This is a genomic window from Vibrio sp. Evd11 (assembly GCF_900382755.1).
Taxonomy (GTDB): domain Bacteria; phylum Pseudomonadota; class Gammaproteobacteria; order Enterobacterales; family Vibrionaceae; genus Vibrio; species Vibrio lentus.
The window spans coordinates 165,120-179,507 of record NZ_OSDX01000002.1 but is presented as its reverse complement, the minus strand read 5'-3'; the positions used below and the strand labels follow the sequence as shown (position 1 = coordinate 179,507).

13 protein-coding genes and 1 tRNA gene are annotated in these 14,388 nt (G+C 45.4%); 7 read left to right on the top strand and 7 right to left on the bottom strand.

The genetic code is table 11. The annotated features are described in order from the left end of the window. Nucleotides 1–822: 822 nt before the first annotated feature. The 5 genes from ED652_RS01580 to rpsU all read right to left on the bottom strand — a co-directional run bounded on the left by ED652_RS01580 (nt 823) and on the right by rpsU (nt 5,561). Nucleotides 823–898: transfer RNA gene (locus tag ED652_RS01580), tRNA-Ile, on the bottom strand. Nucleotides 899–1,061: 163 nt separating this feature from the next. Continuing rightward, nucleotides 1,062–2,906, bottom strand: a complete 1,845-nt coding sequence (gene rpoD / locus ED652_RS01575) for an RNA polymerase sigma factor RpoD (protein WP_122053271.1) — start codon at nt 2,904–2,906, stop codon at nt 1,062–1,064. Between the two features lie 99 nt (nt 2,907–3,005). Beyond that, complete coding sequence (gene dnaG / locus ED652_RS01570) at nt 3,006–4,757, bottom strand: DNA primase (RefSeq protein ID WP_017102947.1); 1,752 nt, start codon at nt 4,755–4,757, stop codon at nt 3,006–3,008. Between the two features lie 119 nt (nt 4,758–4,876). Continuing rightward, nucleotides 4,877–5,320, bottom strand: a complete 444-nt coding sequence (locus tag ED652_RS01565; protein WP_017106852.1) for a GatB/YqeY domain-containing protein — start codon at nt 5,318–5,320, stop codon at nt 4,877–4,879. 25 nt (nt 5,321–5,345) lie between these two features. Beyond that, nucleotides 5,346–5,561, bottom strand: a complete 216-nt coding sequence (gene rpsU / locus ED652_RS01560) for a 30S ribosomal protein S21 (protein WP_004396009.1) — start codon at nt 5,559–5,561, stop codon at nt 5,346–5,348. Between the two features lie 258 nt (nt 5,562–5,819). Between rpsU and tsaD the strand changes: the two genes are divergently transcribed. Then, the gene (tsaD, locus tag ED652_RS01555; protein WP_010434613.1) at nt 5,820–6,836 is read left to right on the top strand and encodes a tRNA (adenosine(37)-N6)-threonylcarbamoyltransferase complex transferase subunit TsaD; all 1,017 of its coding nucleotides are present in this window, start codon (nt 5,820–5,822) and stop codon (nt 6,834–6,836) included. Between the two features lie 160 nt (nt 6,837–6,996). Next, nucleotides 6,997–7,812, top strand: a complete 816-nt coding sequence (locus ED652_RS01550) for an alpha/beta fold hydrolase (RefSeq protein ID WP_122053270.1) — start codon at nt 6,997–6,999, stop codon at nt 7,810–7,812. 92 nt (nt 7,813–7,904) lie between these two features. On the opposite strand, the gene plsY is transcribed toward ED652_RS01550, so the two are convergent. Further along, nucleotides 7,905–8,501 (bottom strand): glycerol-3-phosphate 1-O-acyltransferase PlsY, encoded by a 597-nt coding sequence (gene plsY, locus ED652_RS01545; RefSeq protein WP_004735970.1) that lies wholly within the window; start codon nt 8,499–8,501, stop codon nt 7,905–7,907. A 137-nt stretch (nt 8,502–8,638) separates the two neighbouring features. Here plsY and folB point away from each other — a divergent pair, with 137 nt between their 5' ends. The 3 genes from folB to ED652_RS01530 are packed head-to-tail and all read left to right on the top strand — an operon-like array spanning nt 8,639 to nt 10,296. Then, a complete protein-coding gene (gene folB, locus ED652_RS01540) occupies nt 8,639–8,998 on the top strand; it encodes a dihydroneopterin aldolase (RefSeq protein ID WP_004735969.1) in 360 nt (119 codons plus the stop codon). Then, nucleotides 8,995–9,477 carry a 2-amino-4-hydroxy-6-hydroxymethyldihydropteridine diphosphokinase gene (gene folK / locus ED652_RS01535; RefSeq protein ID WP_017106849.1) on the top strand — a complete coding sequence of 161 codons (483 nt, stop codon included), beginning with the start codon at nt 8,995–8,997 and terminating at the stop codon, nt 9,475–9,477. Before folB ends, folK begins: the two co-directional genes overlap by 4 nt. A gap of 15 nt (nt 9,478–9,492) precedes the next feature. After that, nucleotides 9,493–10,296: an undecaprenyl-diphosphate phosphatase gene (locus tag ED652_RS01530; RefSeq protein WP_004735967.1), complete on the top strand. Its 804-nt coding sequence runs from the start codon at nt 9,493–9,495 to the stop codon at nt 10,294–10,296. Between the two features lie 100 nt (nt 10,297–10,396). Here the strand turns inward: ED652_RS01530 and ED652_RS01525 are convergent, their stop codons facing one another. Next, nucleotides 10,397–11,713: a multifunctional CCA addition/repair protein gene (locus ED652_RS01525; protein ID WP_122053269.1), complete on the bottom strand. Its 1,317-nt coding sequence runs from the start codon at nt 11,711–11,713 to the stop codon at nt 10,397–10,399. 36 nt (nt 11,714–11,749) lie between these two features. Here ED652_RS01525 and ED652_RS01520 point away from each other — a divergent pair, with 36 nt between their 5' ends. Together ED652_RS01520 and ED652_RS01515 are read left to right on the top strand one after the other, a co-directional pair. Further along, nucleotides 11,750–13,438: an ExeA family protein gene (locus ED652_RS01520; RefSeq protein ID WP_174214614.1), complete on the top strand. Its 1,689-nt coding sequence runs from the start codon at nt 11,750–11,752 to the stop codon at nt 13,436–13,438. Further along, a complete protein-coding gene (locus tag ED652_RS01515; protein WP_122053267.1) occupies nt 13,438–14,355 on the top strand; it encodes a general secretion pathway protein GspB in 918 nt (305 codons plus the stop codon). Before ED652_RS01520 ends, ED652_RS01515 begins: the two co-directional genes overlap by 1 nt. Nucleotides 14,356–14,388: the final 33 nt, after the last annotated feature.

Here is a 14,388-nt window from a genome sequence, read left to right as displayed (position 1 = left end):
CTAAAATCCTAAGTCGCTGGGTCGGTCTCTCTAGACTGGCCCTGTAATCTCTCTCTAGCCCTTGCTCTACCTGACTTCTTCAGTAATTACTTTCCCTAGGTTTTGTTGACGGCGTCGTCGGTCCGGTCCTAGTCCGGTCTTTCACCCTGATTTTAGGTCTATTGCCGTCGTCGTCGACGGGACACCCACGCTAGATTTCCATCTGATTCCGCTAAACCATTCGCTAGCCCAACTTCTCGCCCTAACGCATACGACATTCGCCCTAGAACCACTCCTAGCGTTGAGATTACCGATTCAAGTATGAATACCAGTCCAGTGATTAGCATTCGTTTCTTGCTCTGTGGTTCACTGTTGCTGACGACTAACCTTAATCACTTAAGAGATATCAGACCAATTACCACTGAGGGTAATTGGTCATCATTGTTCAACAGTCATCTGGTTCTAATCTTCGGTGCTGAGTCTCCTGACTGATCTCAGCTAGAACTCCATTTAGGTATCTCATTTATATCTATTATTAATTAACTTCAGCTAATGGAACGGAATGTTGGTTATATTTTTGTTGGCTTAGTCGGGAAGTTTTTCTGGGGGTCTACTCTGGTGTTGAGTGGTATGTATTTAGCGCAGAATCGTGTTGTACAGATAAGAGAGGTTACTGATGGTTGATATCAGTCTGAGATAGATTTACGGGTTCTATGGTGATTAGGTGGAGTGTTTCACTGGCGCTAATGGAATCGTGCTTACAGGAAGTAATCGAAGACCGGATATGGAAAGGACTAGAAAAGATAAAGGCCCATGAATTTCTTCATGAGCCTTATCGGAATTTGGTGGCCCCTATCCGATTTGAACGGATGACCGAACGATTATGAGTCGTGCGCTCTAACCACTGAGCTAAGGGGCCGTAGGGCATAGATTATAGGGGAACCATTCATTGGTGTCTAGACACTATAAGGGGCAATTCCGCTTACATCTTAGCCACTTAAATCACGCAGGCACAAAAAAGGTGAGCCAACGCTCACCTTTTCTATTTTATGCTTAAAAGCTAACCACACTAAAGCATGTAATTACTCGTCTAGGAAGCTACGCAGAGTTTCTGAGCGGCTTGGGTGACGAAGTTTACGCAGTGCTTTTGCTTCGATCTGACGGATACGCTCACGAGTAACGTCGAACTGTTTACCAACCTCTTCAAGAGTGTGGTCAGTGTTCATGTCGATACCGAAACGCATACGCAGTACTTTCGCTTCACGAGGTGTTAGGCCTGCAAGAACGTCTTTAGTTGCGCCGCGTAGGCTTGTTGCCGTTGCAGAGTCTAAAGGCAGTTCTAGAGTTGTATCCTCGATGAAATCACCTAGGTGCGAATCTTCGTCGTCACCGATTGGTGTCTCCATTGAGATTGGCTCTTTAGCGATTTTCAGTACTTTACGGATCTTGTCTTCAGGCATTTGCATGCGCTCAGCCAGTTCTTCCGGAAGTGGTTCACGACCCATCTCTTGTAGCATTTGACGAGAGATACGGTTTAGTTTGTTGATCGTTTCGATCATGTGAACCGGAATACGGATAGTACGAGCTTGGTCGGCAATCGAACGAGTGATTGCTTGACGGATCCACCAAGTAGCGTAAGTAGAGAATTTGTAACCACGACGGTATTCAAACTTATCTACAGCTTTCATCAGACCGATGTTACCTTCTTGGATTAGATCCAGGAATTGTAGACCACGGTTTGTGTACTTTTTAGCAATCGAGATTACTAGACGTAAGTTCGCTTCAACCATCTCTTTCTTCGCACGACGAGCTTTCGCTTCACCGATAGACATACGACGGCTGATATCTTTAATGCTTTGAACAGTAAGAGATGTCTCTTTCTCGATCATATCCAGTTTTTGGATTGAGCGACGGATGTCGTGCTCGTTACGTTTGATCTTTTCTGCGTATGGCTTGTCTGAAGCTAATACTTCGTCCAACCATGCTTCGCTAGATTCATTACCCGTAAATAGAGCAATGAAAGATTTCTTCGGCATTTTGCCGTACTCAACCGTTTGACGCATGATTAGGCGTTCTTGAGTACGTACGCGATCCATCGAAGTGCGCAGTTCGTTTACCAGGTAATCAAACTGTTTTGGCGTTAGACGGAACTCTTTGAATACGTCTTGCATCATTGTCGTTGCAAGTGTTGCTTTCGGGCTTTCGTGGCCGTATTCATTGATTGCTAGTTGACGGTTTTGGTAGCTAGTGCGAAGTGCTGTGAACTTCTCAAGAGCAAGCTCAGGATCAATACCTGTATCTTCCTCTTCTTCTTCCTCGTCGTCTTCTGCTTCTTCTTTGTCTTCGTCTTCTAGATCAGTTTTAGCAAGTTCTGAACCGATGTGAGTCGCCGTTGGCGCAGCTGTGCCATCGTCGTCTGGGTCAACAAAGCCATTGATTAGGTCTGTTAAGCGAATCTCTTCAGCGAGTACGCGGTCAAACTGTTCCAAGATGTATGGAATGGTACCTGGGTATTCAGCAACAGATAGTTGAACGGTATTGATACCATCTTCAATGCGCTTCGCAATGTCGATCTCGCCTTCACGAGTCAGTAGCTCAACCGTACCCATTTCACGCATGTACATGCGAACTGGGTCAGTAGTACGGCCAATCTCGCTTTCTACGCTTGAAAGCGCAGCAGCAGCAGCTTCAGCTGCATCTTCATCTATATTAGCATCGTCATCATTAAGAGCTAGATCATCAGCGTCAGGTGCAGTTTCTACTACCTTGATACCCATGTCGTTGATCATTTGAATGATGTCTTCTACCTGTTCAGAATCCACGATTTCTGCAGGTAGGTGGTCGTTTACTTCGGCGTAGGTCAGATAGCCTTGTTCCTTGCCTTTAATAACAAGTAATTTAAGCTGTGACTGCGGATTTTGATCCATAGATGATATCCAACTTCAGGTCTGGTGAAGGACGTTGCATTCTCAAATGCAAACCAATTATGTTAACAAATTTATTAAATGCTGACTAATCAAACAGGGTTACGCTTTTAGATCTAGCATTAAAGCTAGTAGCTCCCTTTTTTCTTCGGCTGATAAACCGACGCTTCTTGCTTTGGCCTGCAGGTTTTCAATTTGTTTTTCAACGCACTGGGCAAGTATATTGTCCAATGAGTCTAAAAATATGTCTTCTTGATTGTCTTCGTCGAGGGGGATTTCCCAGCTCGCGAGACGAGACAGAAGGGCCTCGTGTTTATTGTGTCGCCAATGCTCTAATAATTGGCCTGTGTTGATATGGGGATGCGCGTGGCATTTATCAAGTACTTCGACGAATAAACTTAGTCCAGGCAACTGTAAGCCTTTGACACTTGATAAATCCGGTACCATATCAGCATAGCTCGGATTTTGGATAAGCAAAGCGATAACTTCTCGCATTGGAGTGCGTTTCAGCTCTTTATGCGGCTGAGGCGTCGGGTTCTTAGTATGAACTCGAGCTCGTCTCAGTTGGTTATCAAATCCAGTACGCTCATCCAATAATTTTTCGAGCAGTTCTTGGAAGTAACTGTCAGGGATTTTGTTAATCAAGGCGCTGGCGTGTGCTCGCAGTGCCGACTTCCCTTCGGTTGTTCCCAAGTTCAACTTGTGTATCTCAATAAGATTATCGAACAAGTAAGTAGAAAGCGGTGTCGCATTCTGTACCAGTTGTTCGAAGGCCTCTTGGCCATTCTCTCTTATATAGCTATCTGGGTCTTCGCCGTCGGGTAAAAATAGAAACTTGAGCGTGTTACCTGTTTTCAGGTATTCAAGCGCATTTTCGAGTGCGCGCCACGCCGCTTCTTTACCTGCTCGGTCACCGTCGTAACAACAAACCACTGTGCTGGTTTGGCGGAACAACATTTGAACGTGGTCACCGGTTGTCGAGGTGCCCAGTGATGCCACTGAGTAATCAACACCATATTGCGCTAATGCCACGACATCCATGTAACCTTCAACCACAAGTATTTGCGGCGGTTCACGGTAGGCTTGCAGCACTTCATAAAGGCCGTAAAGCTCTTTGCCTTTATGGAAGATAGGCGTTTCTGGTGAGTTCAGGTATTTGGGTGTGCCGTCTTCTAAGACACGACCACCAAAACCAATTACTCGACCGCGACGATCGCGAATCGGGAACATGACACGCCCACGGAATCGGTCGTATCGGTTGCCTTTATCGTTTTCTATCAACATGCCGCCAGTAACGAGCATGTCTTGGGCTTCTTTTTGTTGCCCAAAGTTCTTACGAACCAAGTCCCATTCATCAGCGACGTAGCCAATGCCAAACTTCTGTACGATTTCACCAGACAGTCCACGATTCTTTAGGTAATCAATCGCAGGCTTGTTAGCTGAGATTTTCAGTTGAGAGCGGTAAAAATTACTGATGCCGCCCATCAAATCGTAGAGGTTACGTTTTTGTTCGCTGTTGGCTCTTGGTGCCGTGGATATTTCACCGCTGCGCTGTTCTCTAGGAACATCAAGGCCTAAAAATGAGGCAAGTTCTTCAATGGCTTCAACAAAGTCGAGACGTTCGAACTCCATAATGAAGTCGATGGCATTGCCATGCACGCCACAACCAAAGCAGTGATAAAACTGTTTTTCTTGGCTTACGCTAAAAGAAGGGGTCTTCTCGTTGTGAAATGGACAACAAGCACCATAGTTTTTGCCTTTTTTCTTAAGTTTCACGCGTGCGTCCACAATATCGACAATGTCGAGACGCGCTAGGAGATCATCGATGAAACTACGCGGGATGTGTCCTGCCATAAAACCTTAGAAAAATGCACTAACTGAGAGTGTGGATAATAATAGTTTGAATAGGTTACAGATACAAACAAGCCGTGCGTTCCGAAGGATTGCACGGCTTGTTGCAATTTGATTTGGGATTAAGCGAGTTTAGAACGAACTAAACCACTAACTTTTCCCATATCTGCACGCCCTTGAATTTGTGGTTTCAAGATAGCCATTACTTTACCCATGTCTTGCATGCCCGCTGGTTGAGCTTCCGCGATTGCGCTATCAAGTAGTGCAACAACTTCTTCTTCAGTTAACGGTTGAGGCATAAAGCCTTCAAGTACAGTAATTTCTGCTTTTTCCACGTCAGCAAGATCTTGACGATTTGCTGATTCATATTGAGCAACAGAATCGCGACGTTGCTTAACCATTTTAACCAATATAGCAATTATGTCGTCGTCGTTCAGAGTGATCCGTTCGTCAACTTCACGTTGCTTAATTGCTGAAAGAGCTAAGCGGATAGTGCCAAGGCGCGGTTTGTCCTTGGCTTTCATCGCTAATTTTTGCTCTTCTTTGAGTTGTTCAATAAGAGCCATAACTCAGTCCTTATGGATTAAGTTATTAGTACAGACGAACGCGACGTGCGTTTTCGCGAGCTAGCTTTTTAGCGTGACGCTTTTGAGCTGCTGCTTTAGCGCGTTTGCGAACTGTAGTTGGCTTTTCGTAATGCTCACGACGACGCACTTCAGAAAGGATACCTGCTTTTTCACAAGAGCGCTTGAAACGACGTAGTGCAACGTCGAACGGTTCGTTTTCACGTACTTTAACTATTGGCATATGCCTTTCACCTCAGGGGTTATTCATTATCGCTGGTTACTCAGTACCAAATCAGAGAAGTTACCCATCGAGCTAACTCTCTATTCGCGTTTGGCCATTAACCAGCTTGATCAAAAATGGTGCGGAATTTTAATCCGATCACAGTGGCTTTGTAAAGCACTTTGTCGATTATAGTCTGTACAATATTTGTTTGAAGAGCTTAGGCAGGGTAATATTGCGCTAATTTCCCATTTTAGACGAAAGCGTGCCGAGAAAATTATGCGCATTATTGGTATTGAAACCTCTTGTGATGAAACAGGAATCGCAATTTATGATGATGAGCAAGGGCTGCTTTCTCATCAATTATACAGCCAAGTAAAGCTGCACGCCGATTACGGTGGCGTGGTACCTGAACTAGCGTCGCGTGACCACGTAAAAAAGACCATCCCACTGATTAAAGCGGCATTGGCTGAAGCTAATCTTACGTCAAAAGACATTGATGGTGTGGCTTACACTGCTGGACCTGGTTTAGTTGGTGCTCTACTGGTTGGTGCAACCATTGGTCGCAGTATCGCTTATGCTTGGGGTGTACCAGCTGTACCTGTTCACCACATGGAAGGTCACCTTCTTGCTCCTATGCTAGAAGATAACCCGCCACCATTCCCATTTGTAGCTCTGTTGGTTTCTGGCGGACATACCATGATGGTAGAAGTGAAAGGCATCGGCGAGTATCGAATCCTTGGTGAATCGATTGATGATGCGGCGGGTGAAGCGTTTGATAAAACCGCGAAGCTGATGGGCTTAGATTACCCAGGTGGTCCACTGCTATCTCGACTCGCAGAAAAAGGGACTCCGGGTCGTTTTAAGTTCCCACGTCCTATGACCGATCGCCCTGGGCTAGATATGAGCTTTTCTGGCCTGAAAACGTTCGCGGCAAATACAATTCGTGCGAATGACAACGACGATCAGACACGTGCTGATATCGCTTACGCTTTCCAAGAAGCCGTTTGTGCGACCTTGGTAATTAAATGTAAGCGTGCCTTGGCGGAAACAGGCATGAAACGTATCGTGATTGCTGGTGGCGTAAGTGCCAACAAACAGCTACGTATTGAGCTTGAAGCGCTAGCGAAGAAAATCGGAGGCGAGGTTTACTACCCGCGAACTGAGTTCTGTACAGATAACGGTGCTATGATCGCTTATGCGGGTATGCAACGCCTAAAAAATGGTGAAACGGCTGATTTGTCTGTTCATGCCACGCCGCGTTGGCCAATTGACCAACTAGAGCCAATTGCTTAACCAGTAGCAATCGTTCAACGAGAAACAGTCGATCAACAAAAGCTAAGCGCAGAATAAACCATAGTATTTCGATAAACGGTCGCTGAGTGCGGCCGTTTTTATATCCTAGCTTACCGACTGTATGTCGATAAATAATTGCTGATAGAGATTAGGGAAGAAAATGAACAAGTTCACAGTAGACAATCAATCGATGGCGTACCTAGATGAAGGTCAAGGCCCTGTTGTTGTATTAGGCCATAGCTACCTTTGGGACAGTGCAATGTGGAAGCCGCAGATCGATGCATTAAAAACTCAGTATCGCTGTATTGTTCCAGAGCTTTGGTCTCATGGTGAATCACAAGCCGCGCCGAGCTCGATGCGCAACTTAAAAGATTACGCTCAACACATTTTGGATCTACTTGATCATTTAGAAATCGAAGAGTTTTCCGTTGTTGGCCTATCGGTTGGCGGTATGTGGGGAACCGAGTTAGCGGAACTTGCACCTGCACGTATCAAGTCTTTGGTTCTAATGGATACCTTTGTTGGTTTAGAACCAGAAGTTGCTCATGCTAAATACTTCAGCATGTTAGACACCATTACTCAAACCAAGATGGTTCCTCAGCCGATTGTTGAAGCGGTTGTTCCATTGTTCTTTGCAAATGATGCTCAAACAAACACGCCAACTTTAGTGGAAGGCTTTACTCAGAAATTATCAGCTCTTAAGGGGGAGAACGCTGAAGAAGTGGCTCGAATCGGTCGAATGGTGTTTGGGCGTCGTGACATGATTGAAGCGGTAGAGAACTTTGCACTGCCAGTTTTGATTGCGGTTGGACAAGAAGATAAGCCACGTCCGGCACTGGAGTCATATCTAATGCACGATTGCATTACGGGCAGTGAGTTAGTGGTCATTCCTGGTGCTGGCCATATTAGCTCGCTTGAGCAACCAGAGTTTGTTAACTCTATGCTGAAGACGTTTTTAGATAAACATCTGCTGTAAGCACTTAAAGAACGAATAGTATTGATCGACTTAGGCTTGCGTTGGTTTAAACGTATCTCGGTTTAAAAATAGTTCGGCTTAGACATGACAGTTTAAGCCGATTTTTTTTGTCCGAGCTTTGGCTCGCTGCCATCGAGAAGGCGGCGGATATTCTGATGGTGACGCAACACAATCAAGCAACACAGCATCGCTACTGGCAGCGTATATTGTGGTTTGACTAACCAAGCGTAGAAAGGTGCGAGCAACACAGTAACCAGTGCCGCTAAAGAAGAGTAACGAAACAAAAATGCCACAACCAACCAAGTCGCCATGATCATTCCCGTTAGATCGAATCCAATTGGGGCGATGGCTCCGAGTGCCGTTGCAACGCCTTTACCACCTTTAAAGTGGAAGAATATTGGGTACATATGACCAAGACACGCCGCTATCGCCACGACGCCTAAAATGATCGAGTCGATATTGAGGTAGTAGCCAAGCCATACTGGAATGGTACCTTTAAGCATGTCACACAAAAGGACGGCAGCTGCTGCGCCTTTACCGCCAACGCGCAGAACATTGGTTGCTCCAGGGTTGTTAGAACCTACCGTTCGGGGATCAGGGAGCCTTAAAACTCGGCATATCAAGACCGCACTCGAGATTGAACCTAGCAAATAGGCAGCAATGATCATGATGAGAGCCAAAGGGGTCATGTCTGTCCTTAACGGTTATAAGCCTAACGATGGGAAAATAATGCTCAATCCCAGAGTAATTGATATCATATCCGGAATTACGCAAATAATACGTTTTTTTCCCCAATATGGGTATCCGACCTCTAAAAGGACAAGTCATGGCACTGGATAAAGTTTTCATTGAACAGCTAGAAGTAATTACAACGATCGGTGTTTACGATTGGGAACAAGAGATTAAACAAAAACTTGTGCTTGATATTGAAATGGCTCATGACAATCGCCCAGCGGGTAAAAGTGACGATGTGGTTGATGCTTTGGACTACTCGACGGTTAGTACTGCTGTGCTGGATCATATTGCGAATGGCCGATTCCTATTGGTTGAGCGTGTGGCAGAAGAAGTGGCTGAACTAATCATGACTCAGTTCTCAGTGCCTTGGATTAAAATCCGTTTAGCGAAGCCTGGCGCAGTGCCACAAGCAAAAGCAGTCGGTGTGATCATCGAACGAGGTCAAGCATGACAATAGCCTATGTTGGTGTTGGCACGAACATAGACCGCGACAAGCATGCAAGGGTGGCATGGACAGAGCTTCAATCGTTAGGGACTGACCTTAAATGCTCTAAGATCTATCACTGTGAGCCTGTAGGGTTTGAAAGCCATTCGTTTTATAACTTTGTGATAGAGCTCGACACATCACTCTCATTGACTGAATTTTCACAGCAACTTCGTAAAATTGAGTTTAAATGGGGTCGCTCTCAAGATGCTCATAAACTTCAAGACCGAAAGCTCGATCTTGATATTGTGCTGTTTGGAGACGTGGTTTCTGAAAGCGAACCAGAATTGCCACGCAGTGATATCTATAAATATCCTTTTGTAACACAACCACTTTATGATCTCTGTCCTGCAAGAGTGATCCCGCAAGATGGAAGAACCGTCAGTGAAATATGGCAGAAGATGCAGCAATTAGACTCGCTCTCTGTCGTAGATATAAAACTATAATTTTTAAGGTAAGTAATGAGTTATTTTGAAGCGTTTATGTTGGCGTTGGTGCAAGGCTTTACTGAGTTTTTACCTATTTCCAGTTCTGCACATTTAATCCTTCCTTCTGCTGTATTAGGTTGGGAAGATCAAGGCTTGGCCTTTGATGTGGCTGTCCACGTTGGTACTTTGGCCGCAGTAGTTATCTATTTCCGCAAAGAAGTGGTCTCTCTGTTGAGTGCATTCTTTGGTTCCGTGTTTAAAGGCGATCGCAGTAAAGAAGCAAAGCTGGCGTGGATGATCATTCTCGCGACGATTCCAGCGTGTATCTTTGGTTTGTTGATGAAAGATATTGTTGAGCTTTATTTGCGCAGTGCGTGGGTAATTGCTACGACAACGATTATTTTTGGTCTGTTGCTATGGTGGGTGGATAAGAACTCAAGCCTGCGTGATGACGAATACCAAGCGGGTTGGAAAAAGGCGCTGTTTATTGGTCTTGCTCAAGCAATGGCGATCATCCCAGGTACGTCTCGCTCTGGCGCAACCATTACCGCAGCGCTTTACCTAGGTTTCACACGCGAAGCGGCGGCTCGATTCTCTTTCTTGATGTCTATCCCAATCATCACTTTGGCTGGTGGTTATTTGGGTCTTAAGTTAGTGACCAGTGGTGACCCTATCCATGTTGGCACTTTGCTAACGGGTATCGTGGTTTCTTTCATCAGTGCTTATATCTGTATTCACTTCTTCTTGAAGCTTATCTCACGTATGGGCATGACACCGTTTGTTATCTACCGCCTGATTCTAGGTTTTGGTCTATTTGCTTTCTTGATGATGCAGTAGCACTAGACTTACGTAGACAAATGTTTCGTCCTACAGATTGAAACGGAAAAACCCGCCTAGTAGCGGGTTTTTTAATACCGGAGAATCAGCGCTTTGGCGATTAATTATCTGCGAGTTCTAATAGGGCGCTCTCAATTGCGGCAGCTCTGCGCTTCTCTTGTTCTTCTCGAATACCTTTACCTTGAAAACCATCAGCAATAATCGATTTCACTTCGACTTCAAGCGCTGCTTGGTAAGCCACTTCAAAACGCGCTTTCTGAGGGTAAGGCTGATCTTCTAACCCTTTACGGCCAGCATGATCGGCTTGGCAGCAAAGCAGTATATCGTCGAGTCTATCTGGCTTACGCCATACATCGAACTTGTTGAGAACCTTGAGAAAGGTGGTTGGCTTTAGCTCGCCTGCACGATGGATATTAGAATGCTGCTCACACACTAACAACGCAAGGTCTCTGAATTCATTGGGCACTCTGACTCTTTCACACAGCTTTTTAATGATTTTTAAGCCTGTATGGCAATGCATCTTGTGGCTTGGCCACTCACTTTCTGGCGTGACGCCTTTACCTAAGTCATGCACTTGAGCTGCAAAACGCACTGGTAATGATGAGCTTAATAGCGCAGCTTGCTGAGCAACCATCAGAGTGTGAATACCCGTGTCGATCTCCGGGTGCCATTTTTCAGGTTGAGGCACACCAAACAGAGCGTCAATTTCAGGCAACACAACAGCCAATGCACCGCACTCTTTCAGTACAGAAAGGAACACTTCAGGGTGCGGAGTACCAAGAGATTTATGCCACTCCTGCCAAACTCGTTCGGCAGTGAGGTGTGCCAGTTCACCGGATTGCACTATCTCACTCATCATCACTATGGTTTCAGGTGCAACTGTGAAGTTAAGGTGGTGAAGCTTAGCGGCGAAGCGAGCCACACGCAGCACACGAAGAGGATCTTCAACAAAAGCGTCCGAGACGTGCCTTAGAATACGATCAGAGAGATCTTTTTGGCCATGGTAAGGATCGTAAAGTTGGCCTTTATCATCTTGAGCGATGGCGTTGATCGTTAGATCTCGACGCATCAGATCTTCTTCCAAACTCACGTCTGGAGCAAAATAACACTCGAAACCCGTGTAACCTGAACCTGATTTTCTTTCAGTACGAGCCAGTGCGTGCTCTTCTTTGGTTTTTGGGTGTAAGAATACAGGGAAATCTTTTCCGACAGCAGTAAAGCCAAGGCTTTCCATTTCTTGAGGGGTACTTCCTACCACGACCCAATCTCTATCATAACTGTCAATATTGAGTAGCTTATCGCGTACCGCTCCACCGACTAGATAGCGCTGTAGCCCATTGTCTTTTGGTAGGCTATCGTATATTTGCAACTTATCACCTCGAAATGTTTTATCACTGCTGGACTTTACTGCGAGCAATGGTACTTTCCATTAATCGTAATTATAGGGCAGCACATGTATAAGGAATATTTTGGCTTCGTTGAGATGCCATTTTCGATTGTACCAAATTCTCGCTATTTGTTTTTGAGTCAGCGTCATCAAGAAGCGATGCAGAACCTACAAGCCGGTTTAGGCGAGGGTGGGGGCTTTGCGATGCTTACTGGTGAAGTAGGTACAGGAAAAACAACGGTCGCCAAAGCGATGTTGTCATCACTCGATAATCAGACTCAAGCTGGCCTTATACTCAACCCTACGTTTTCCAATACGGATTTACTAGAAGCTATTTGTGATGAGTTTGAGGTGGAATACCCTGAACAAGCATCGCTCAAACAGCTCAGCCAAGCGATTCATTATTTTTTGTTGGATAGCCATGCAGAAGGTATTCAAACCTTATTGGTGATCGATGAGGCACAACACCTTGCTGCTGACGTATTGGAGCAGCTACGCCTTCTAACCAATTTGGAAACCGACAGCCGTAAACTGTTAAAAGTGCTGTTGGTTGGTCAGCCGGAATTACAACAGCATCTACAAACAACACAATTGCGCCAGCTAGCGCAGCGCATTACAGGTCGTTATCACTTACTGCCTCTTAATACTGAAGAGACTGGCAAGTACATCGCGTTTCGCTTGGAAACGGCGGGTGGCGAGCAGATGTTGTTTTCGAATCGTTCTATCAAGCTGATTGCCCAATATACTCATGGTATTCCGAGACTTATCAATTTGGTGTGTGATAAGGCTCTACAGCTCGCTTTTCATGATGGTGAGCAAGCGCCCTCCAATGAAACGGTCAACCGAGCGTGCCAGCAGATCATGGCCTTTCAGGCCGATGTATATCATGTTGAAAAACAGCACGCAGTTACCGTGGCACCAAAGCTACTCAAATATGCTGGTTTAGCGACGTTAAGCATTGGCTTAGCCTTTACTACTTTTAATTTCGCCCCGTCATACATAGATTCATGGATATCAGCTAACACTTCAAGCGAAGCTAAAACCGAAGTACTGGCACATGCACAGCGCTCATTGGTGGCAGGTACGGCTAAGTTAGCGGCAGAAGCTAACTTAGCAGCAGAGCCGAAGCCTTCAAAGTTTGCCCTACCACAAGATATTCAACAGCATTTAATGCAAGGGACTAACCGTTCTCTTGCGATTAAAGATCTTTATACCTTATGGGGGTATCAGTCTTCTTTGCGTGATGGTTTGTGTTTAAGTGAACCTCAAAGCGTGTTCGTGTGTGAGCAACAACAGACCAACCTAGCTGATCTGTTGGAGCTTGGGGTACCTGTGGTTCTCAACCTTGAACTCGATCAAGAGCCTGTATTCGCTGTGCTTTATGGGGAGTCTGACGACTCGGTTGAGTTACTCATTAACGATAAGTTGTTGGTGTTGCCTAAACGCTCGTTAGAACAAGTGTGGCAAGGCGATTATGTCGCTATTTGGAAACAACCACTGAGAGAAACCCTAAAAGAGGGTTATCAAGGCGAAGCCGTAACATTATTGGATTTACTGTTGTCTGAAGTGTTAGGTGAAGTCGTTTCAGGAAATGATGTGTTTGATAATGAATTAAAAATGAAAGTCGAAGCCTTTCAAACTTGGCAGGGGATGTCTGTGGACGGTATTGCGGGCAAACGTACATTGGCAAGATTGCAAAGGTTGGCTCAACTGGATTCACCTAAGCTGATGTCACTCGGTGGAGGAGCTAGCTAATGTCGCGCATTATGCAAGAGCTCAAACAATCTGAGCTTAGAGGCTACCAAAGCCATCATGTCCCAAATTCAGCTGTGGCGATCAGTAAAAAGAAAGGTTCATCGCTCGCTATGGGGCTTCTTTTTCTATTAGTCCCTTCTTTGTTAGTCGGTGGGACGCTGGCTTATCAGTCTTATACTTCTTCTGCTCAAGCGCTCAGCCAGTCGACGGAGACAATGCCTCTTAAGTCTGAAGATAAAGCGCCCGCTTCAAAGGCGTCAGTAACGAATGAAACAGTGGCAGTTACGCAAGATGAGTCGCCATTTTTGATTCGTACAGCACCCACACATAACGAATTAAAAGTATTGCCGCGCAAAGAGGTGTACGCCCAAGTGAATATCAGCAATGCCGCTGATATGAATGACTCGAACGTCATGTTTGCACGAACTGATGTTTCTGAGCCAAATCCAGAGTTAAATTCTGAGCCAAGCACTGAGAGCTTCGAACCTTCATCGCCACAGTCAAGCTCACCTGAGCGCAGCAATGAGTTGCAATCGGACAGTGATTTACTGCAAGGGCTAGACCTCAGTGAGTTACCACCTGATTTAGCATTGAAGCTTGAATCTATTATGGAAGATCAACAAAGCGCTCCTGAGCCAATGGATTCTAGACCTGCTGAAAGCATGGAATCTCCGGTCATCGAGTTAGAGTCTCATGGCAGTAGTTTGACTGGAGTTCTACCAAAGCTAGATTTACAAACTCATATGTACTCGAGTAGTGAAACGAAACGTTGGGTTAAAGTGAACGGTCATGAGGTGGCGCAGGGAGATTGGATTGGACAAGACATTCGGTTGTTAGAGATTAAACCACAATCGGTGATCATTGAGTTTAATCATCAGAAGATAGAAATCCCGGCTCTGTATGAGTGGAAAGGCTAGTGCAATAGGGATCCGCTTTCCTCTCGCTCTGAG